Raw genomic sequence first — 21,312 nt, forward strand, 5'->3', positions numbered from 1 at the left:
GAGTATTATTCTAGATTTATTATTTTAAAATTCATAATAAAACAATACTTTTGCAATCAATAACATAGAGTCGTAACTGATGATGTTGTTGTTATGAAAAACTAAAACTAAAAACAAAACCTGAAAACTAATTAAACCATGAAAATGAACCCAACTATACGGTATCTACTAATTCGTAACCATTAATTGTTTCCAACAGTTTGAAACAACAGTAAGTCCTCAAAATTCCTTTAAAACAACAAGTTGTATTTAACTAAAATATGACTTATCCGATTATTTTTCTCAAATCAGAAAGAAATGATACTGAGTCATAAAATAAAACAGTATTCGTCTACTGATATGGGAAAAAGAAAGATGAGGGAGATTGCTGCCTTATAAGTTACGATGCTATTCTATTTTATCCACAAAAACCATTTTCAAAATCAACGTTTATTCATTGATTAAAGCTCTTGTTTTTCAATGAATTCAATTTGAAAATCAAAAAATATCATTATTAAACCAATCAATTTTTATACGATTATGACAAAAAAACTACTAATCATTGCCTTTGCAGGCTTATCGAGTACCATGGCTTTTGCAGCCGATCTGTATGTTAGAAATGCCGGAGCTGGCGGAGCTTATTCTACTATAAGTGCAGCGATCACAGCTGCTTCAAACGGAGATCGTATCATTGTTCAACCTAAAGCGAATGGAGAAGCTTATATAGAAAATTTGACTATAAATAAATCCCTGACTTTTGTTTCTGAAACTAATTATAGCAAATACATTCTTCAGGGAGGCGTTAACATTGACCTTGCAGCGGGAAGAGTGATTACCATTAACAATCTGAAGACAGTAAACTCTATTAATGGTATATTGACAACAGGAGCAGCAGTTGGAGGAAGAACGACAATCAATATTTTGAACTGTGACTTGATTAGTGTGTCTACCACTACCGCCAATACTACTACAAATATTTCCGGTTGTAATATTAATGGACCTTTGCAGATTTCCCATGGAATATGTACGGCTAACAAAGCATCGTTTATTACCGTCTATTCTTTCCAGCAGGAAACTTCCATGGCTACATCTGATGCTGAGGTTTATGGTAATATATCTACAGGAGCAATAGCTAACTCTCAACCCTATTATGCTTTTAAGTTCCACAATAATTTTTGTGACGCTTTTTGGATACGTGGTATAAAAGACGGAAGCTCTAATGAAATCATTAACAATACAGTTTATAGACCTGCTGCCGCTAACTTTTATCCAGCTGTTATTTACATTGGTTTATATGATAATAGTCTTACAAACACGGGAGACCTTGCCATTATGAATAATGCTGTTTCTTTTGTGCCGGGTCAAAGCAATATCTGTATTCAAAACAATCATAATAATGTTAACGTGACAGCCAGCTACAACTTATCTACCAATCCGTTTGTAACGCAAGGTAACATGATCCAAAGTAACAATTCAGGATCCGTGAATATGAACTTTGATAATGTTGCCTATACTGTAACCGGAATGAATGAGAATGCCGGAAATCCTGATATAAAATATACAGATTTGGACTTAACAAGGAATGATGCAGGACATTATGGGGGATCTAACAGTTGGGCTAATTACTGGCCGTCAAATGTAGGTAATAAACCTCAGATCAACTATTTGTCAACTCCTAGATCCATTTCTGGAGGTACTTTGAATATCAACGGATCAGGTTTTTCTAAATAACAGCTAAGGATATAACAATATGAAAAATTATATCTATAGTATCATCGCTTTGCTTATGGTCATATTGTGCCCTGCACAAGTGTTCGTAAGTCAGGCCGAATATTTCTGGGATGCCGATCCCGGAGCCGGAAACGGAACTCCTGTATTGGCCACTGATGGAAATTTCAATAGCGTTTTCGAACAACTTACCAAAACAGGGATCGCTACACCGGGTACCGGCTTGCACAAATTCTCCATCCGTATTAAGGACAATACGGGAGTTTGGGGACCTGTTTTTACCAATGTTATTGATGTTCAGCAAAACCAGACCTCTACGCTAATTGCTCTTTCACAGGCAGAGTATTTCTGGGATACCGATCCTGGAGCCGGAAACGGAACTCCTGTATTGGCCACTGATGGAAATTTCAATAGCGTTTTCGAACAACTTACCAAAACAGACATTGCGACACCAGGTAATGGTTTGCATAAATTCTCTGTCCGTATCAAGGACAACAGCGGAGTTTGGGGACCTGTTTTTACGAACATCATTAATATTCAGCAAAATCCGACCTCTACGCTAATATCTCTTTCACAGGCCGAGTATTTTTGGGATACCGATCCGGGAGCAGGAAGCGGTACTCCGGTATTGGCTGCTGACGGTAGCTTCAACAGTACTTATGAACAACTGATCAAAACAGGCATTGCTTTACCTTCTAACGGCTTGCATGTATTTAATATCCGTATCAAAGATAATGACGGTGTTTGGAGCCCTGTTTTTAGAAATGTGATTAATGTAGGAACTCCAATTACCTCAGGCTGTTGGGAAAGCTTTAGCGCAGGAAGCCTGCATTCAGTGGGAATAAAAGCAGATGGAACACTATGGACATGGGGTAGTAATTCTGAAGGACAGTTAGGAGATAGAACCACTGTTGATAGAAAGGTCCCTATACAAATAGGAACAGCAACAAACTGGCAAAGTGTGAGTGCCGGAGGTCGTCAAACATTTGCTATTAAATCCGATGGAACACTTTGGGCATGGGGATATAATTATGATGGACAACTGGGAGATGGAACTAAAGTCAACAGATTGAGTCCTGTTCAAATAGGAACAGCAACGAATTGGAAAAGCATCAGTGCCGGAGTTAATCATATGTTAGCTATCAAAACCGATGGGACATTATGGGGTTGGGGGCATAACGTATTTGGACAATTAGGAAATGGTGCAAACACCAATACAATTGTTCCTGCACAAATAGGAACAGCAACAAATTGGAAAAGTGTAACCCAAGGTATAGTACATACTCTTGCCATTAAAACAGACGGAACATTATGGGCATGGGGATATAATGCTGATGGCCAGTTAGGTGATGGAACCGCTACTTCAAAGAATACTCCAAAGCAAATTGGAACAGCTACGAATTGGAAAAGTATAGATGCAGGTAGCAGTCACTCTGTAGGACTTAAAACAGATGGAACACTATGGGCATGGGGGAATAACTCTAATGGACAGCTGGGTAATGGAACTACAGGCGAAAAAATTAGTCCAACACAGATAGGAACTGACACCAATTGGGCTAACATAGATGCCGGAAGTACTTTTACTTATGCGAATAAAACTGATGGAACGCTTTGGTCATGGGGTAATAGCTCTAATGGACAATTGGGTGACGGTACAAATGGAGCCGTGAATGTTTTATCACCTGCACAGGTTGGTTCCTCTTCAGACAATATGCTGATTTATGCTGGAGGTAATCATGTTCTTGTAAAAAATGTTGATGGATTTTTAAAAGTTTGCGGACGAAATGATTTTGGACAGCTGGGTGATGATACCCATATTCAAAAAAATACGTTTGCTTATACTGCCTGTCCTTCTAATTGCGCTTCACCAATGCAATTTTCAACATCCAATATTACGGCTGCAACGGCTACCCTTAACTGGACAGCATCAAGTTCAGCTCCTAATGGAGGGTATTTGTATCTCTACAGTACCAATCCAATTGTAGGAGGTATAGACGGAACTACTTCTACTACAACAGCAAATTTGAGCAATTTATTACCTAACACCACTTACTATTGGTGGGTGGCATCTCATTGCGGATCCAGCCAGAGTAATTGGATGCAGGGAGGCTCATTTAAAACACTTCCTTCCGCTACAATAGGCTGTTGGAAAAGTGTGAGTACTGGTGGTTTTCATTCTGTAGGACTCAAAACAGATGGTACATTATGGACATGGGGACGTAATAATAATGGACAACTTGGAGATGGAACTACAAGTTCAAAAGATACTCCTATTCAAATTGGGACTTCTAATAATTGGTCGAAAATAATTGCCGGAAGTTATTTTTCGGCAGGGCTCAGAACAGATGGAACACTATGGGCATGGGGTAGTAATCTGGATGGACAATTAGGTGATGGAACTACAATCAATAGAATGACCCCGGCTCAAATTGGAACAGCAACAGACTGGGTAAGTATTGCCAGTGGGGATGATTATATACTGGCTATAAAATCTAATGGCACCCTTTGGGGCTGGGGACGTAATGATTATGGGCAATTAGGAGATGGTACTACCCTCAATAAAACGGTACCTACACAAATAGGAACCGCTACAGATTGGAAAATGGTGGCACCAGGGGTGGAGCATACTCTTGCCCTGAAAACCAATGGAACATTATGGGCCTGGGGAAGTACCACTTATGGAAGATTAGGTAATGGGATTTCAACGACGATAGAAATAACCAGCCCTATTCAAATAGAAACAGCTACAGATTGGAAAAGTGTTGGTGCAGGATATCTTCATTCAGTAGGTGTGAAAACAGATGGAACGCTATGGGGTTGGGGACATAATTCTGATGGTCAATTAGGGGATGGAGCTACAGCCTATAAAACGACTCCTACACAAATAGGAACCGAAACCAATTGGAAAGATGTTGATGCTAACCGTTACCATTCTTCTATGGGGATCAAAGCAGATGGAACACTATGGGCATGGGGTTATAATGATTATGGACAACTGGGAGACGGAACCAAAAACAGAAGATTTAATCCAACGCAAATAGGAACCTCTAATGATAATCAAAGTATTGCATTAGGAAGTTTTCAAACATTCGTTATCAATAGCAATGGATTTTTATCAGGCTGTGGCCGTAATGAGTATGGCCAGATAGGAGATGGCAGCGCTCTTCAAAAGAAAATTTTTGTACCTCTAGCTTGTCCAACAAATGCTAATCTAGCAGTTGATAATGTTTTAACAAAGACAGATCAGCTGAAAGTATATCCAAATCCGGTACAGGATTATTTAACGGTTTCTTTTGATCAGAAGATTCTTTCAGTTACGGTTTACAATGCTGCGGGTCAACTCATCGTTACAAAAGCGATCAACGATACGAAAGGAACAATTGATTGTTCTGCTTTCACTTCAGGAGTTTATCTGGTAAAAATAAATGCAGCCAATGAGTTCGTGAAAACGGTAAAAGTGATAAAGCGATAAGAATTAATGTTTTAATACAATAGCTAAGATCTCTTGAAATTTGAAATCTTTCAACATAGCGCCACTTAAAGAATAAGTGGCGCTATTATTTAAAAACTAATTAATATTTTTGAATACCTCAAATGAGGTAAAAACAATAACCTATCAAAATTTAAATCCATGAAAAAAATTGCAGCCATTTGTTTCCTGCTTTTCAATCTTTCTGTTGTAAGTGCTAAAACTATAGAATCGGGAAGTCGTAATACAGAGGAATATATCAAATCAGCCGTTATGATTGAAGACAACAGCCGTTCCACATTCGGTTACATTAAAAACGATGATGCTTCTATTCAAAGTAAAATACTTACTCCTGATACTCATCTTACAAATTGCAATCCACCAAGCCAGTTGTATACTTCCAGTGTCACTTCTACCACGGCTACCCTTAACTGGTTGCCATCATCAACGGCACCTAATGGAGGATATGTATATAGCTACGGGACTAGCCCAACGATGGGAAGCGCAAATGGGAATACTGTTTCTACAACAGCTAATGCAACCAATTTATTACCTAACACCACCTACTACTGGTGGGTATCATCTAATTGTGGATCCGACCCAAGCAGCTGGATTCCAGGAGGATCTTTTATTACTCTTCCTCCTGCGGGTTGCTGGCAAAAAATAAACGCTGGTTTTCTTCATTCCTTAGGAATAAAAACAGATGGGACACTTTGGACCTGGGGTTTTAATCCTTTAGGAGAATTGGGGGATGGGACCACTGTAAGCAGAAGTACTCCAAAACAAATAGGATCGAGTTCGAATTGGCAGAAAATAGCAGCAGCAAAGTATATTTCTTTTGCCATAAAAACTGATGGAACACTCTGGGGATGGGGAGCGAATTTCTTTAGTCAATTAGGTGACGGAACTACGGTTGCCAAAAATATACCCACACAAATAGGAATTGCTACAGATTGGGCAGATATTGCCGTGGGGGAGGCGCATACATTAGCCATAAAAACTGATGGTACCCTTTGGGCATGGGGGCGTAATTTTCTAGGACAACTGGGAGATGGGACAATAGTCAATAAAACTGTACCTACACAAATAGGAACAGAAACCAATTGGAAAAGTATTGCTGCGGGTAATGATTTTTCTGTGGCCATAAAAACTGATGGTACCCTTTGGTCTTGGGGTTGGAATTATTATGGACAGCTGGGTAATGGAACATCCGACAGTAAGCATGTACCTACACAAATAGGAACAGAAACTAATTGGAAAAGTATTGCTACGGGTTACTACCATTGTGCTGCAATAAATACTGATGGAATACTTTACACTTGGGGAGGAAATGAAGAGGGCCAGCTTGGTAATGGAACTTTTACAAAAAAATTAATACCTACTGCTGTAGCTGATCAGGTTCAAAGTGTTGATGGAGGATGGTATCATACTGTAGGGATAAAAACATCCGGAAGTATATTTGCTTGTGGCCAAAATTATTTTGGACAGCTAGGTAACAGTACGTCCTTAGCTATTCCAAACTGGGTTTCTGTAGGAAATACTAACGATTATAATATTGTTTCTGCGGGAGGTTCTCATACTTTCGCTATAAATAATGATGGCTTTTTGAAAGCATGTGGAAAGAATGAGGGAGGGAGCTTAGGGGACGGTACCCTTGCTGAGAGAACAGAACTCGTTCCTATTGCCTGCACCACAGAGAGTTTAGCAGTGGATGAAGTTTTAACAAAGGCAGATCAGCTGAAAGTATATCCAAATCCTGTACAGGATTACGTAAGGGTTTCTTTTGATCAGAAGATTCTTTCAGTAACGGTTTACAATGCCGCAGGCCAGCTGGTACTTACGAAAGTGATCAACGATACGAAAGGAACAATTGATTGTTCTGCTTTCACTTCAGGAGTTTATCAGGTTAAAGTAAATGCAGCCAATGACTTCGTGAAAACGGTAAAAGTGATAAAGCGATAAGCATTAATGTTTTAATACAATAGCTAAGATCTCTTGAAATTTGAAATCTTTCAACATAGCGCCACTTATTCTTTAAGTGGTGCTATTCCTTTAAAAACTAATCAAAATTTTTGAATACATTAGGTGAACAAAAAAAGAATAACCTCATTAAAATTTAAATCCATGGAAAAAATAGCAGCCATTTGTTTCTTTCTGTTCAGCCTTTCTGTTGTGAATGCCCAGACTATAGAATCGGGAAGCCGCAGCACCACGGGCTATATCAAATCGGATGGTACGATTGAAAACAGCAGCCGTTCCACAGTCGGTTACATCAAGTCAGACGGAACGATTGAGAATAAAAACCGCTCAACAATTGGTTACATCAAAAGCGATGGGACCATAGAAAATAAGAACCGTTCTACCGTAGGGTACGTTAAAAAAGACGGAACGGTAGAAAATAGCAGCCGTTCAACCATTGGGTATATCAAAGATGATGGAACGGTAGAAAGCAGCAGTCGCAGTACGATTGGCTATGCCAGAGGAATAAAAAAAGAATGGGCAGCAGTAGTGTATTTCTTTTTTAAGTTAGAGTAATGATCTATACTGCAGAGAAGAAACTCTCCGTTGAATGTATAAGTTAAGAGATAAGGCTTGGATTTTATAATCTGAGCCTTTTTAGAGGCCCTTTCAGGTTATATTTCTGAGAACTGGAAAACGTGAGAGTCTTTAATTTACTATTCACATTTTGTATAATGATTGTTATTATAAATTAAAACATATTGTGTTTAGTTTTTTTTATTTAAATCGTTGAGAGGTATTGCTTTGTGTGTGTATTAGTTGTAAATTATCAAATTAAATGACACAATCTTCGATGAAAAACAATGTAAAAACCTTACCTCTGGTCAGTTATTCTGACACTAAAATGATAGAAGATGAATTTCCCAGTATTGAGTCCAGAGATTCCATATTTTCTAATATTGCAGAGAAAATGATGATATATACTACATTTTTACTTCTTTTTTGTTTGTTTTGCCCTTTTTTGTTTGTCTTAAAGCGTTATGATTTAGGGTTGCTGATGACAATTCTTTTTGTAATAATAGGAGTGCGGATCCGTAAGTATAAGAATCCAATCCCTAACTACAAAATGATTGTTAATAAAGAGGGGGCTGAATATTATAATGAAGAAAATGAGCTTTTAGACAAAGTATTGTATACGGATTTGTTATCTCCTATTATGTCACCTAAACCAAAATATGACATTGAATCAGTATTTTATAGTTATAGATATAAAGGAAGAATAACAAACAATATTACGGTTTGGATTAAGTCTGAAGAGAAATATCAGGAAAAAAGAGAAATTTATTTTCATCCGGTAGCGGTATTTTTTAATCTTCAGGTATTAAATCATGCAAAACAAAAATCTGGGGCTATGTTCTGGAAATACATAAAAAATGAAAGAGAGCTGCAAAAACATTTCATCAAAGTAATACAGGTTTTTCGTCCTGATTTAAAAATAAACTCTTTACTTTTAAAAATGTTTGGGCTATCTTCTCATTAGGGCTTTTCCCATTATAGCAGCAGTTAGAATGTATGAAATAGCTAAGAAAAATGGAGCTTGGCAAAGAGTAAAACTTAACGCTAATTAAAAAATTATGAAATATTTCTTTGTTGTTTTTTTTCTTATTTTCACCTCTTGTACTTCTGAAGAAAATCTAAATTTACAAACAAACTCTAAGTATCAGGGGACTTACGTTGGAAATTTTAATGGAGAATTATCTGGTGAAATAAGTTTCAATGTATCTAATACAGGTAGTCTTGAAGGGGGTGTATACTACAACAATGTACCTAATAGTTCTCAAAGTATATCTGGCTATGTAATGATTGACGGAAAATTTAATGCTACAGCAAAAAGCGGGTTAAATTTTATAGGATATTTATATGGTACAACTATGAATGGCAAATGGACAAAAGGTAATTTAACTGGAGATTATGAATTTCATAAAAAATAGTTTTATTAACCCCATTGCCGCCACAGGAATCATTTAGTGTAGCTTTATTTCAATCACTTTTTCATAAAGTTTTATTTTTTTTAAACATAATTGATGATTGGCCATTACATATTCTTTAATCCTGAAAGATTATATTTCATACGTTTTGCTGGATAGATGTTTTTATGAGAAATGAATACAAAGAAATTCTTTTAGAAAGCCTAAAATTTAAATTCAGAAGAGTTTTCATAGAAATTGGAAATTATTTTTTTAACAGTGAGTAATCACCACAAAAGGATTCGTGTGGTAGCTTGGAGAAGTTCATCTACCACTCTTTTTCCTAGATTATAAAATCCCATGATAGTATGGACAGGATTGAAGAGCTAGAGAAAAAATATCCCGGATTAACGATCCGGGATTATAATTTAATTAGTCATTTTTATTACTAAAAGTTAAAACTATTAATGATATTGAACTAATCATAAATGCTAAAAAAGGAATTGTAAAACTAAGTCTTAGTTTAGATATAATACCTCTATAGTATATATTGGGAACTATCAAAGAAATGACTATTGATAATAATGCTATAAAACAGAACAACATTAAATAGCGATCTTTATAATCTCTAGATGATAAGAAAATGTATAATGTTCCAATAATAGGTATTGCAGTAATTCCCTCCCAAAAAATATCGTGTTGAGAAAAAGATAAAGAAATGATATCACTAATAAATTGGTATAACGAAAAAAGTATATACACAAATATTGGGAGATCATCTTTACCTAAACTGCAAATCATTAAAAATGAGAAAGCAGAAATAGTTTTAATAATTTTCAGTTTCATCAGATATTTATTTTAATTACAATTTCTTTTTGTTTGAGGCGCATTACCATTTGTAGTTGTAGTTGAAGATTGTATGCTATTTGCAAAAGTAGTAGGTGTATCTACTCCTATCGCCGTAAAATTTATCCCTGCATAATTTAATATTGCTACGGTAAAATCAACACAATTGTTAAATCCAACATCATATATACTATTTGAGTAAGTTACAGCTGCATTTATAATATTTTGAAGTTGTGCCGGAGTAATGTTTCCTACATTCCATGCATTGTTATAAGCATGTCCACTATCATCACCCATTTGTCCAGGACCTGTCACAGTTAAAGGAAAACCATTTTTGGGATAGAATCCAAATGTCATTGTATTATTTCCTTGAGTAATAGATATAAAAGCATGGCCAGGTTTACTTGAAGAAAGCATTTTAGCTGCGTATACAGTTAAATTCGCGGGTTTACCAGTATCAAGACAACTTAAGAATTTTTTAATATTCTTAATAGGAGTATCTGGTGGTAGTGGTGGAAAAACGGGTGCAGTTGGAGCTCCAATTCCGCCACCCCCATAATCACCAGGGCCGCCACCCATGTCATGTCCGCCATTGCCAGGGCCTCCATTTCCTGCCCATCCGTCATATAGCGTCAGCTTTACCGGTCTTGTTACTCTGATGATCACTTCTCCCACATCAATAGGGTTGTTGCTATTTCTGGAAACTGTCTTGGTATCATAGTAGTCTTGAAATGTATTAATAAGATAAATAACATCGGAATGTGTGCTTTGGTGAACATCAAAATAGAGATAGTCTCTTTCTGCATTAATCACTCCCGCTATTACGGCCGTTACCTTTCCATCCTTGAGCATCGGAAAAAATAGAAGCTTTCTGTTGTCTCCCTCATCTCCTCCTATATCCTGAGAGGAAACCCTTAAATCCACGGTTCCATACTTGTTTTCAAGTTCGGTTTTCTTTTCGGGATAATTATCGAAGTAGGCCAATATAGAATTCCCAAAGGGTAATGCATAGTTGTTGGATTCCGTATTTTTGGAAAGACCCTTTTCCTTTTCAAAGCGTTCAAAAAAAGGCAATTTTCTCCTTTTGCGTTTGTTCTGTGGTTGTCAGCATCTCATCTGTTCTACAGGAATTGAGGGAAACAGTAAGCGTGCTTAACAGCAAAAGTCTGTAGACTAGATTTGTCTTCATAAGCATTTGTGTTTTGTAAATATAATAATTAATTCTTTTTTGTGTGATTTTTATCACAGAGTAAAAGTAAATCATTTATAGAGTACTACACTATGGAAACCCATAATTGCACATAATATGCAATATGCATACAATTGTGTACAATGTGTACCTATTGTATAGATAAGGCCATCCCTGTACCCTATTTCATAACCCTCTCCAGGGACTATGATAAGGGGTGATAGCTTTTGTAGAACGGCCTACAGCTTTTATAGTGACGTTTTTAATGAATTTTATATTGCTTATGTATGTACAGAATCTGCTATTTTGTTAAACTGTGGTCAACAGAAAATCTATTAATAGTATTCAAATGTTCTTTCTGTCTTTAGTTCTAAAGTTCCGTGATCATCCACTAGTTCTTCATAAAGAAAATTGCCCTGTGGGTCAGACTTTACATTTTTATAGGTGAGCTTGTTTTTTTTATGTTTGGCCATATCTTCAATAAGTATTCCACTTTTTACCCCGTTGGTGTAGGTATAAACCATGGTATTATTAATGGGGGTTCCATTAAAGTTTCCGGTTTCTTCTGTTTTTATAAGGCGGTTATTTTTGTCCAGATACAATAACTTGTTGAGCGACATAGGGGGTGCGTCAGAAGTTGAAATTCTTCTATACAGCGAATCGGAAACTTTCTCAAAATAGCCTGTAACATCTACCTTTTTGCTTTCAGCATTCATGGATTTGAAATGGCGTTTGGCTTTATTCTTTACATCATAGATAAGAATGTCACTGAGAAGCCTTCTATCCGGAAATTCGCTGTTGATGACATTGTAGGATTCAATTTTTGTAAGAAAGCCATCTTTGTCAAAATAAGAAATACTTTTATCAACATCCTGGTTGGGAAAAGTAACGACCTCTGTAATTTTTTTGGGATGCCCCTCATAGTTAGAAAATTTCAGATCATTAACGATTGATTTTTCCTGACAGCTTACAAGGGTATATAGTACAATAAACAAATAGCTCAATGTTATTTTCATAGGGTAGGTATTACGGTTGTTCTGTGATTTCCGATAACGCTCAAATATAGGCAAATACATCATTCCCTCACTCATCTTTATGTGTTCTTTCAACTATTGTATTGCTATACTTGCTCGAAATAAAATCTCCAAATTTGTGAAAATTGGGAGCGTGTAAGGAAGATATTATGGCTGTATGGCTTCCATGATCATCGTGTATTTGTCAATTCCTTTCCCAAATCCGTCCGGTACAATCTCTATGGTTCTAAAACCATTTTTTTTATAAAACTCGGCGGTATGCTGCGAGGTTTCAATTTTGTAGGGCAGGGTGGGATAGTTTTGTTTTAGCAAATCCATCCTATATTGGGTGAGTGCTCTTCCTATTCCTTTTCCATGGTAATGGGAGTGAACCATTCCCCAGGATAATCCTGCAATATTATTCTTTGGATTTAAAAAAAATCCACCACATCCTATTATGGGACCATCTATTTTTACCACGAAGTAGTTCTCTTCGGTATCATCATCCAGAAAACTTTCAAAGAGCGGTAACTCTTCCGGTGCAAAAAATTTGGGTACATTACTCTTGAAGATTTCAAGGCAGTCTTTTCTGAAAATTTTGGTGTATGGGATGATTTTCATAGCTATTAGTTAAGTAGTCTAAAGATACAGCAAAATTCATCATGATGATTTTGCGCACCATAGATGTTGAAATTTATTTTTTTCAAATAGTCTCTTTGTTTAGTTAAAATAAGATCTCCGAAATCGGAAGACTTCGGAGAACGGGAAGTGGGTGTTATTATCTTGTATACTCATAAAGACATGAAGTTTTTACGAATAAAAATATATTTTATAAGGAGTGGAAAAGTAAAAAACTAGTGAACAAGATACCAGATTAAAGCACCAATTCCGGCATAAGCCGTAACCGTGATAATATCAGCTATGGGTTGTGAGAAGCGTTTTTCTGCAATTTTCTCGGCATTGATCTGGTTCTTATGGAATTTTAGCATTTTTTTAGGTTGATGAACAGGGTGTGCCACCAGGCTGTCGCTTTCCCATCGGTCCACTATGACTTTATAAGACTTGCCATTCACGTCAATCTTAACATTTTTATTAGGGGCCAGTTTCTCCTGAATATTGACTGGGATGGGTGTTGGCGGTGCGTTCGGGATTGGAGACTCAGCAGTTGTACTTTTCATTTGCGCAGAAGTACTGTTAGCAGCATTCTTTTTATTGTCGGTTGCCGGATCTACTGGTTTTTTTACCTGATAAGTATAGCAACTGGTAAGAGACAAGGATATAATGATGAGATAAAGATTCTTTCGCATGAGCCAAATTTAACAATTAAACGGAATATTTAGAAGTTTCTTTTGAAAGATCCTGTTTTTTTTAATATCTCTGCTGTGCAAAGTCTCCTGAATTTGATCTAATATTTAAAAGTCATTCCCTGAATATGTTCTAAACTTGTGAGACCTGGTAAAGCAGAGAGAATTTTTCTAAATACAAAGCAGAAAATTTTGGTTACGATGAAATCAGATAGTATAAGATCCAGCCTTAGCGCATAATGGAAGTTTTAGGAAATACTTAATACCATGGTAGTGTTAGCTTTTTGAGAGGGCTTTTCGTTATATTTGCGCAAAACTATTAACGATGTCCACACCACAGATTCAGTCTAATATATTTACAGAGATCAAATGTACGTTTTCGTAAAATATTCTGTTTCGACAATTCTTCCACTGTCAATTTGAAATGTAAAAATAACCATGAAATTAATTTTAAAAATAGGTAAGTTTTTAGGTAAACTTATAGTAGGAATTCTAATATTATTACTGTTCTTAGGAGGGTGTTACCGAATATTTTCCCCAAAACCAGTTCCTTCAGGTAAATTAGTTAATGTTGATGGAACCAATATTCATGTAAGAGTAGAGGGAGAAAAAAAAAAATTGCCAACAGTTATTATTGAAGCTGGGGCGCATAGTAATACAGATATGCTGCATTGGATTGCGCAAGGATTAAAAGATAATACGAGGGTTATACGCTATGATAGAGATGGAAAATGGTTTAGCGAATCGAGTCATATTGAAGGTAGAGCTCCTGAGTTTTATGCACGACAGCTTCATGAATTATTGGAGAAAATTGGAGAAAAACCACCGTACATATTGGTTGGCCATTCTATGGGAGGTCCATACAGTAGAATTTTTAGAGATCTTTATCCAAACGAAGTTAAAGGAATCGTTTTCATAGATTCAAGCCATCCGGAACAATGGAATCGGCTAGCGCAAAAAGAATTGGTTCCCAAAGGACAAGCAAAATTATTAAAAATAGGATCTATACTTGCAGATTTAGGTATTTTGGGTATTTATAACAAAACATTGGGTAAAGCACCATATCAAGGTGATGGTTTGCCCAAAGAAGTGTATCGTCGCTCACAATCGCTAATATATAATTCTGGCGATGTTTATAATATGTTTTTAAGAGAGAATGAACTTACTAATGAGGTACTGAAGCGTGCAGGTAGGGCAAAGAAATTAGATTCATTACCCGTCTTGGTATTTACCGCTACAGAACAGTATAAAGAATCCCAAAAAGAAAAATACAGGAAAGCCGGAATTGACCCTGAAAAGCAACTTCAATTATGGTTTGGTATGCAAAAAGAACTAAAAGAACTCTCTTCTCAAGGAAAACAAATAATAATGAACGCAAGCCATGGCAGTATCATTACGAAAAAAACAAATGCTGATGTAATAAATAAAGAGATTCTTTTACTATCTGCAAATATTGGAACGGAAAAGTAACATTAAACAAATTGCCCTCAATAAACGAGTTTTTTCATCTTTGAGTTTTTATTTTTTTTAACAATGAAGTAATCACCACAGGGAAGAATTTATGCAGTAGCAGGGTAGAAGCCCTAAACAAACAGGAACAGTCTGACCATAAACCAACCATTTATACAAAAAAAGCGCTCAATTTGAGCGCTTTTTTATGTAGTTAAAATGTTACTTATTGTTTGGTAAGCAATATTGCTTTTGCATCTGGCATTAGTGTTTTATATCCACTTGGACAGCTGACAATGATATCTGGTTCTTGCATGAATGTTAGCTTCATTTGATTCAAATTATTCGGGTCTGGAAAGAACAAATAAACATATCCCTTATCATTGCATTCTGCATTTCCTGAATAATACATTTGATATTTTATTAAGCTTTTATCAAACTCTAAGCCTTTAATACTGGCATTGCTATCTGAAGCATTTAAACTATTTAGAATCAATGTTCCATCAGTTTTTTTGATTTGAATTCTACCAAGGATTAAATCTCGAGGTTTACCACCCCATCGTGAATAACCTATTTTTTTTATGAATTGGAACTCATACAACCTTCCATCAGTATAGCTGCCTTTCCAAGTTCCAACATATTTATCCAATCTGTTATTTATATCTTTTATTGAAGTATATTCAGGACAATTACCGCTTTCACACTGAGATACTTGTTCTAGAGAAATAACCTGTGCTTTACAAGAAAACACAGCAAACATCCCTAATATGATCAGTCTATTTCTCACTATTGCTTTGTGAAAATTAAGTCTTTTGTTACGGGAAGATAAATTGTCAAATCTGGATTTCCAGGACATTTCCCAGGGGTAATAATCATATCATCAGGCCTGTAATCCCAAGAAATTTGAGTGTTACTTATCTTTTTCAGAAAAATATTTCCCCAACCTACGCTACAATTCGTACCATTATAATAAAGAATTATTGAATTATCATAAGATCTTATTTTGGTACTATATATGGTATTTGTTTGTAAATTGTTGTTTTTTGTATCCTGTAAAATCGTATTTGATGAACCTCTTACAATAAATTTTGTATTTAGCACATCACGATAAAATTGTTTCCCAGCTCTTTTTGTTAATTTATTCTCTTCTTTAGTAATAAAAAGGGTTATTTCATTTCCTTGATAATTAGCTTTGTAGGTTCCAATATATGGCACTAATTCATAATTTAAATCTTTTACATATGCATTTTGCTGGATGTTTTCCATCAGCGTATTTAATGGAAGTTGCTGTGCCTTACAAGAAGCCACAGCAAATATCCCTAATATGATTAGTTTATTTCTCACTATTGCTTTGTGAAAATTAAGTCCTTTGTTTCTGGAAGATAAATGGTTTTATCAGTACTTGGAGGGCATGTAGCAGAATCAATAAGAGAGTCATTTGGTTTATACTCCCATGATAATTGGCTTGTATTGAGTTTTTTTAATATTATTTTTCCCCATCCTATACCACAATTGGTTCCATCGTACCTCAAAATTACATCACCTAATGTAGGTCTCGTTCCCATACTTACAATATTAAAATAGGATTCATTATTTAAAACCATGTTTTGAGTATTTTGTAATTCTACTCCAGAAGAGTTTTTAACTATGTACTTTATTACTAAAACATCCTGATAATAATTTTTATTCTGTAGACTTATAGCTTTTTTTAATTCTTTTGTTATAAATAAGTTGACTATTTTATTGTCGTAAGTTGTTGTAAAATTTCCCACATATATATCAAGCTCATTATTTAGATCTTTTAGATAAGAATTAGTAGTGATATTCTTTAAATAAGTGTTTAATGGTTGAATTTGCTGTGCCTTACAAGAAGCCACAGCAAATATTCCTAATATCATCAGTCTATTTCTCACTATTGCTTTGTGAAAATTAAGTCTTTTGTTTTAGGTAAATAAATTGTCAAATCTGGATTGCCGGGACATCTTTCAGGAGTTATGATCATATCATCAGGCCTATACTCCCATGAGAATTGAGTATTACTGATTTTTTTTAGAAAAATATCGCCCCATCCTACACCACAATTGGTACCACTGTAGTAAAAAATAACAGATTTATCATAAGATCTGATTCTAGTACTATATAGTTCAATGTCCGGGAGATTATTATTTTTTGTATCCTGTAATATATTACCTGCTGGATCTTTAACAATATATTTTACAATCAAAGCATCTCTGTAAAATTTTATATTTACCCGCTTTTCTAATTTGTTTTCTTGTTTTGTAATAAACAAAATTATTTCTTTTCCTTGAAATGTAGCTTTATAATTACCTACATACGCATCTAGTTCATTATCTAAATCTTTCAAGTAAGAATAGTTTGGGACTTCTTCATAGTCTGTATTCAAAGGATATTGTTGTTGAGATTTACACAGTGAACTATTTATTAATAAACTTATTATAAATAGAAATTTAATACATTTTATTTTCATAATTGTACATTTTAAAATTAACATGGGGTCTCAGTTGGTACTTTATTACTATCTAAGATTATTTTCATTACTTTACCATTATCATCTATTCTTTGTAAGATTACCTTTTCTGATAATCCCATTTTTTCCAATGTATCAAAAAAAAGTTTTTCTAATCCCGTTTTGTTTAGGTTATCTCCCAAAAAATCTACGTAGTTTAAGTTTTCAGCTAATTTACTTTCTTTCTCTCTATAGCCTTTGATGAATTCTTTCATATCTCCATCTGTAAAGTTTTTTGTCAAATCTGATGCCGTTCCACTAAAACGAATGATGTAATGATAATATTTGAACCCTCCCGGACAACTGCACTTGGTTGCACCTATCATTCCCAAGTAGGCATTGCCATAGTCAGATGCTGAAGGTTGTACTGCTGCAAGATCTAACAATAACATTATATCCGGTGGAGAATGTATTTTTGCTCCTGTCATAGTGTGGCTGTGATAGGCTCCCTTAGAATTGGTAATATCATTAAAGGTGACATGATGATCTGCTGAAACATCCGCAGGCAAGATAGTACCGTCATTTTTTTCTATCTTTCCTGTCTCTCCTTCATTAATATCGTTGGCAGCCTTTTCTGCTTGATCTTTAACTTCTTCAATTACCTTTTTTATATTGGGGTCTTGCAATTTATTTTTCGTTTGCTCACAAGGATTCGTGTTATTAGGCGTATTGGGATTGCTTCCGCTACCTCCACCCCCATAATCACCAGGGCCGCCACCCATGTCGTGTCCGCCATTGCCAGGACCTCCATTTCCACCCCATCCGTCATACATCGTCAGCCTTACCGGTCTTGTTACTCTGATGATCACTTCTCCCACATCAATAGGATTGTTGCTATTTCTGGAAACAATCTTGGTTTCATAGTAGTCCTGAAATGTATTAATAAGATAAATAACATCGGAATGTGTGCTTTGGTGAACATCAAAATAGAGATAGTCTCTTTCTGCATTAATCACTCCCGCTATTACGGCCGTTACCTTTCCATCCTTGAGCATCGGGAAAAATAGAAGCTTTCTGTTGTCTCCCTCATCTCCTCCTATATCCTGTGAGGAAACCCTTAAATCCACGGTTCCATACTTGTTTTCAAGTTCGGTTTTCTTTTCGGGATACTTCTCAAAGTAGGCGAGCATGGAGTTTCCAAAGGGGAGTGCATAGTTGTTGGATGCTGCATTTTTGGAAAGGCTTTTTTCCTTTTCAAAGCGTTCAAAAAAGGCAATTTTCTCCTTTTGCGTTTGTTCTGTGCTTGTCAGCATCTCATCTGTCCTACAGGAATTGAGGGAAACAGTAAGCATGCCTAACAATAACAGTCCGCAGACTAGATTTGTCTTCATAAGCATTTGTGTTTTTGTAAATATAATAATTAATTCTTTTTTGTGTGATTTTTTATCACAGGATAAAAGTAAATCATTTATGGAGTGCTGCACTATGTAAACCCATAATTGCACATAATATGCAAATTGCACCCAATTGTGTACAATGTGTACATATGTATAGGATATGGATAAGGAGATCCCTGCACCCCGTTTCATAACCTCCTCCAGGGACTATGATAAGGGGTGATACCCTTTGCAGAACGGCCTGAAGCCACTGCAAAAAAGAGATTGTGTTAATGATAGTTCAGCATATGAAGGCATCATGATTGATAAGCTAACTATATAAAAAAGCGCTCAATTTGAGCGCTTTTTTATATAGTTAAAATATTACTTATTGTTTGGTTAGAGTTATGCTTTTACCTGCTGGGATAGTAGTTTGAAAATTACTGCAATCTTGCTTTACAATATCATAATCAGCTAAGAAATTAATGGTTAATATATTTGGTGTATCTGCTTTCACCCCAAGATATATTGTTCCGGTGTCAATACAACCTGTATATTGTGCACCCGGAAAAATCATCTTGTAGAATTTTAAATTTTTTTGAAAATTTGTTCCCCTGAAAAAATTATCATCCTCTAATTTGTTGAAATTATTGAATTCAATAGTGCCATTTGAAGCCGTAATCTTTAGTTTTCCTATTAATTTATCCCATTTAATTTCATCACCAACATTTTCTTTTTTAATAAGATTTACTTCATAACTTTTACCATTAAAAATGCCTTTCCATGTTCCAATGAACTTATTTAGAAGCCCATTAGTATCCTTTACATAATCAGCATTTGGATAACTTCCAGGCTCATACTGGGCCATACTTTCCAGTGTAACTGTTTGAGCATTACAAAGTGTTCCAAACATTAATAAAGTAATATAAAATATATTTTTCATAATATTTAATTTTAGCAATCCGTAGAAGATTTTGTTTTTTTATCAGTGCTTAGTTTTATAATACCTGACAAAAGGATTCGTGCGGTAGCGGGGATATAAACCTTTTCACTTAGAAATCTAAAAAATCAATTCTGGAAATGTAATAAGTATTATTTAAATCTAATAAATCCCAGTTTAAACTGGGATTTGTTGTTATTGCTTTGTTAGAGTGATCTCTTCAGGTAGAGAGTCAGGAATATCAGTATTATAATACTGGCAATCGGAGGTTATCATATTGCTGCCAAAATAAAGATTCCAATTAAGTTTTGTCCTGGAAGAATCTGTGAAGTTGATAATAATATTGCCGGAAGTATTACAAAGATCAAAATCATTATATATAAGCGAATATTTATCATCTGCCTTTCTAATTCTACTTCCTCGTATTTTCGCGAAATTATCAGTAGCATTGGTATTATTGAACAAAACATTTCCATTACTATCTATAACTTTGAATTTTCCAATTATATAATCTTTAAAGTATTTTAAATTATCATTATATTGATTAGTAACCTTTTTGAATGTTACTAATATTGTCTTATTGTCCCAGGTTCCTTTCCAAGTTCCCTCGTAAGATTCTAATTCATTATTGGTATCTTTTAAATATGCATTCTCAGGAATATCTGTATAGGTTCTTAAAGGTAATATTTGTGCATTATAGAAAAGACAAACAAAAACTAGTATAATTAAAATTTTATATTTCATTATATTAAATATTTAGATTTAACAAGGGGTTGGAACTACAGAATTAGTAGCTTTATTATATTTTAGTTTGGTTGTATTTCCAGTACCTTTATCACTTTTATAGACTTCCAATCCATCTATTTTTACTTTTTCATCCATGAATTGAGTAAACAATTTCTCAACATTATCTTGAGTTAATCCTTTTGAGTCGTTTAATTCTGTAAATTTATCATCATACCAACTTTGCCAACTAGATAAAGTACCAGGTCCAATACCAAAGCTTCCATCCCCTGAATATTTTATAATATAATTTCCTTGGGAAGTTATTACCATACCATAAGCATCTGACATTGATCCCTTAGCTTCTGCATTTCTTACACATACACCAAGAAATGTAAAAACATCAGCAGGAGAGAAAATTTTAACCACTCCTGTCTTATCAAGATGTGTATGTATATATCCATAATATTTATTTCCTTCCAGCATTGTCATATTTCCTTTTTTGTTATTTGGCAATGGTTCATAATTTGAGGATGGTTGACCATATGCAGCAGCAAAACCACTTTCTTTTTTCAGATCAAATTTATCTTTCTTGTCTAAATCCGTAACCTTATCTTTGAATTTTTGGTTTTGATTTTCTGCTTTCATTTTCTCACAAGGATTCGTGTTATTAGGCGTATTGGGATTGCTTCCGCTACCTCCACCTCCATAATCACCAGGGCCGCCACCCATGTCATGTCCGCCATTGCCAGGACCTCCATTTCCGGCCCATCCGTCATACATGGTCAGCCTTACCGGTCTTGTTACTCTGATGATCACTTCTCCCACGTCAATAGGATTGTTGCTATTTCTGGAAACAATCTTGGTTTCATAGTAGTCCTGAAATGTATTAATAAGATAAAT

The 21,312-nt window shown here is 35.3% G+C and carries 19 protein-coding genes and 1 pseudogene; 7 read left to right on the plus strand and 13 right to left on the minus strand.

Translation table 11 applies throughout. The features are described from left to right. The first annotated feature begins 519 nt into the window (after positions 1-519). The 6 genes from SCA31_RS18415 to SCA31_RS18440 all read left to right on the plus strand — a co-directional run bounded on the left by SCA31_RS18415 (position 520) and on the right by SCA31_RS18440 (position 9,126). Positions 520-1,710: a hypothetical protein gene (locus SCA31_RS18415; protein WP_410698494.1), complete on the plus strand. Its 1,191-nt coding sequence runs from the start codon at positions 520-522 to the stop codon at positions 1,708-1,710. Between the two features lie 19 nt (positions 1,711-1,729). Beyond that, on the plus strand, positions 1,730-5,179 hold the full coding sequence (locus SCA31_RS18420) for a T9SS type A sorting domain-containing protein (RefSeq protein WP_410698495.1): 3,450 nt from the start codon (positions 1,730-1,732) through the stop codon (positions 5,177-5,179). A 159-nt stretch (positions 5,180-5,338) separates the two neighbouring features. Continuing rightward, positions 5,339-7,138, plus strand: a complete 1,800-nt coding sequence (locus SCA31_RS18425) for a T9SS type A sorting domain-containing protein (RefSeq protein ID WP_410698496.1) — start codon at positions 5,339-5,341, stop codon at positions 7,136-7,138. Positions 7,139-7,300: 162 nt separating this feature from the next. Then, positions 7,301-7,711: a 5-fold beta-flower protein gene (locus tag SCA31_RS18430; protein WP_410698497.1), complete on the plus strand. Its 411-nt coding sequence runs from the start codon at positions 7,301-7,303 to the stop codon at positions 7,709-7,711. Positions 7,712-7,988: 277 nt separating this feature from the next. After that, entirely contained in the window at positions 7,989-8,675 is a 687-nt protein-coding gene (locus SCA31_RS18435) for a hypothetical protein (protein WP_410698498.1), read from the plus strand. A gap of 94 nt (positions 8,676-8,769) precedes the next feature. Beyond that, complete coding sequence (locus SCA31_RS18440; RefSeq protein ID WP_410698499.1) at positions 8,770-9,126, plus strand: hypothetical protein; 357 nt, start codon at positions 8,770-8,772, stop codon at positions 9,124-9,126. Positions 9,127-9,960: 834 nt separating this feature from the next. Here the strand turns inward: SCA31_RS18440 and SCA31_RS18445 are convergent. The 5 genes from SCA31_RS18445 to SCA31_RS18465 form a co-directional block, all read right to left on the minus strand. Beyond that, positions 9,961-11,022: a hypothetical protein gene (locus SCA31_RS18445; protein WP_410698500.1), complete on the minus strand. Its 1,062-nt coding sequence runs from the start codon at positions 11,020-11,022 to the stop codon at positions 9,961-9,963. Next, on the minus strand, positions 11,009-11,137 hold the full coding sequence (locus SCA31_RS18450; RefSeq protein ID WP_410698501.1) for a hypothetical protein: 129 nt from the start codon (positions 11,135-11,137) through the stop codon (positions 11,009-11,011). The genes SCA31_RS18445 and SCA31_RS18450 overlap by 14 nt, the downstream gene beginning before the upstream one ends. A gap of 335 nt (positions 11,138-11,472) precedes the next feature. Beyond that, positions 11,473-12,153 carry a hypothetical protein gene (locus SCA31_RS18455; RefSeq protein WP_410698502.1) on the minus strand — a complete coding sequence of 227 codons (681 nt, stop codon included), beginning with the start codon at positions 12,151-12,153 and terminating at the stop codon, positions 11,473-11,475. Between the two features lie 165 nt (positions 12,154-12,318). Beyond that, a complete protein-coding gene (locus SCA31_RS18460) occupies positions 12,319-12,771 on the minus strand; it encodes a GNAT family N-acetyltransferase (protein ID WP_410698503.1) in 453 nt (150 codons plus the stop codon). A gap of 233 nt (positions 12,772-13,004) precedes the next feature. Next, complete coding sequence (locus SCA31_RS18465) at positions 13,005-13,457, minus strand: hypothetical protein (RefSeq protein ID WP_410698505.1); 453 nt, start codon at positions 13,455-13,457, stop codon at positions 13,005-13,007. A 435-nt stretch (positions 13,458-13,892) separates the two neighbouring features. Here SCA31_RS18465 and SCA31_RS18470 point away from each other — a divergent pair, with 435 nt between their 5' ends. Next, positions 13,893-14,924, plus strand: coding sequence for an alpha/beta fold hydrolase (locus SCA31_RS18470; protein WP_410698506.1), 1,032 nt, complete (start codon positions 13,893-13,895; stop codon positions 14,922-14,924). Between the two features lie 205 nt (positions 14,925-15,129). On the opposite strand, the gene SCA31_RS18475 is transcribed toward SCA31_RS18470, so the two are convergent. The 8 genes and pseudogenes from SCA31_RS18475 to SCA31_RS18510 all read right to left on the minus strand — a co-directional run. Continuing rightward, entirely contained in the window at positions 15,130-15,690 is a 561-nt protein-coding gene (locus tag SCA31_RS18475; protein ID WP_410698507.1) for a DUF6705 family protein, read from the minus strand. Further along, complete coding sequence (locus SCA31_RS18480) at positions 15,690-16,247, minus strand: DUF6705 family protein (RefSeq protein WP_410698508.1); 558 nt, start codon at positions 16,245-16,247, stop codon at positions 15,690-15,692. Before SCA31_RS18480 ends, SCA31_RS18475 begins: the two co-directional genes overlap by 1 nt. Then, positions 16,247-16,801 (minus strand): hypothetical protein, encoded by a 555-nt coding sequence (locus tag SCA31_RS18485; protein WP_410698509.1) that lies wholly within the window; start codon positions 16,799-16,801, stop codon positions 16,247-16,249. The genes SCA31_RS18480 and SCA31_RS18485 overlap by 1 nt, the downstream gene beginning before the upstream one ends. A gap of 14 nt (positions 16,802-16,815) precedes the next feature. After that, positions 16,816-17,391, minus strand: a complete 576-nt coding sequence (locus SCA31_RS18490) for a DUF6705 family protein (RefSeq protein WP_410698510.1) — start codon at positions 17,389-17,391, stop codon at positions 16,816-16,818. 17 nt (positions 17,392-17,408) lie between these two features. Beyond that, on the minus strand, positions 17,409-18,761 hold the full coding sequence (locus tag SCA31_RS18495; protein WP_410698511.1) for a hypothetical protein: 1,353 nt from the start codon (positions 18,759-18,761) through the stop codon (positions 17,409-17,411). Between the two features lie 373 nt (positions 18,762-19,134). Then, positions 19,135-19,689 carry a DUF6705 family protein gene (locus tag SCA31_RS18500; protein WP_410698512.1) on the minus strand — a complete coding sequence of 185 codons (555 nt, stop codon included), beginning with the start codon at positions 19,687-19,689 and terminating at the stop codon, positions 19,135-19,137. 192 nt (positions 19,690-19,881) lie between these two features. Next, positions 19,882-20,430, minus strand: a complete 549-nt coding sequence (locus SCA31_RS18505) for a DUF6705 family protein (protein ID WP_410698513.1) — start codon at positions 20,428-20,430, stop codon at positions 19,882-19,884. Between the two features lie 18 nt (positions 20,431-20,448). Next, a pseudogene (locus tag SCA31_RS18510) lies at positions 20,449-21,312 on the minus strand (hypothetical protein); the annotation flags it as partial.

The organism is Chryseobacterium sp. SIMBA_028, from assembly GCF_046535285.1.
GTDB lineage: Bacteria > Bacteroidota > Bacteroidia > Flavobacteriales > Weeksellaceae > Chryseobacterium.